At 77.4% G+C, this 985-nt stretch carries 2 pseudogenes; one reads left to right on the top strand and one right to left on the bottom strand.

Going from position 1 to position 985, the window contains the following annotated elements:
* Nucleotides 1-495 (top strand): annotated as a pseudogene (locus FOE67_RS29820) (HRDC domain-containing protein); the annotation flags it as partial.
* 45 nt (nt 496-540) lie between these two features.
* Here the strand turns inward: FOE67_RS29820 and FOE67_RS30550 are convergent.
* Nucleotides 541-870 (bottom strand): annotated as a pseudogene (locus FOE67_RS30550) (TetR/AcrR family transcriptional regulator); the annotation flags it as partial.
* Between the last annotated feature and the right edge of the window lie 115 nt (nt 871-985).

Raw genomic sequence — 985 nt, 5'->3', positions numbered from 1 at the left:
GCCCCACCCCGTCAGGACCCCTGGCGGCGGACCTCCGGCATGCACAAGGTGCGCCGGCGCCGACAGCTGGCGGCGGTGCGGGAGCTGTGGTGGGCCCGGGACGCCATGGCACGGGAGCGCGACCTGTCGCCGGGCAAGGTCCTCTCGGACGCGGCGATCGTGGCGGCGGCGCAGGCGATGCCCCGGGATCTGCGGGAGCTGGCGGCCCTGCCCGGCTTCGGGCCCCGGATGGGGCGGCGCCGGCTCCAGCAGTGGTTGGACGCCGTGCGGCGGGCGGCCGAACTGCCGGAATCGGAGCTGCCGCAGCCGGGGCGGCAGCCGAACGGTCCGCCGCCGCCCCGGGCGTGGGCGGAGAAGGATCCCGCCGCGGCGGCCCGCCTCACCGCGGCCCGCACCGCCGTGACGGCCCGCGCGGAGGAGTTGAACCTGCCGCAGGAGAACCTGCTGACCCCCGACACCGTGCGCCGGCTGTGCTGGGAGCCGCCGGCCGAGGGCGGCGAGGAGGAGCGACAGGTCCTCGGTGGTGACGTCGGGGCGCAGGGCCCCGGCCTCCAGCGCACGCGTGCGCAACTCGTCGATGACGGGTGTGAGCAGGTGGGTGCAGGCGGGTTCGGGCGGGGCGGGCGCGGTCCAGGCACTGCCGCAGTGTTCGACGACGGCCCGGTGCCGGGCCCAGTACTCCAGGGCGTTCTCGAAGAACTCGCGCAGGGCCCGGCGGGGGTCGTCGGTCTCGTCCGCCGCCCGGTGGGCGGCGCCGGCCCAGGTGGTGAACTCCCCTTCCAGCACGGTGCGCAGCAGGTCGTCCTTGGTGGGGAAGTGGCGGTAGAGGGTGCCCATGCCGACGCCGCTGCGCCGGGCGATCTCGCGCACGTCCACGGCGCTGCCCTGCTCGGCGAGCACGGCGTTGGCGGCCTCGATGATCGCGCGGCGGTTGCGTTCGGCGTCCGCGCGCCGGGCGCGCCCGGCGGGGGGCGGGTTCCGGGGA

The organism is Streptomyces calidiresistens, from assembly GCF_014141525.1.
Lineage (GTDB): Bacteria > Actinomycetota > Actinomycetes > Streptomycetales > Streptomycetaceae > Streptomyces > Streptomyces calidiresistens.
Note: the sequence above shows the minus strand (reverse complement) of the source record. Positions and strands in the feature narration are given on the sequence as shown.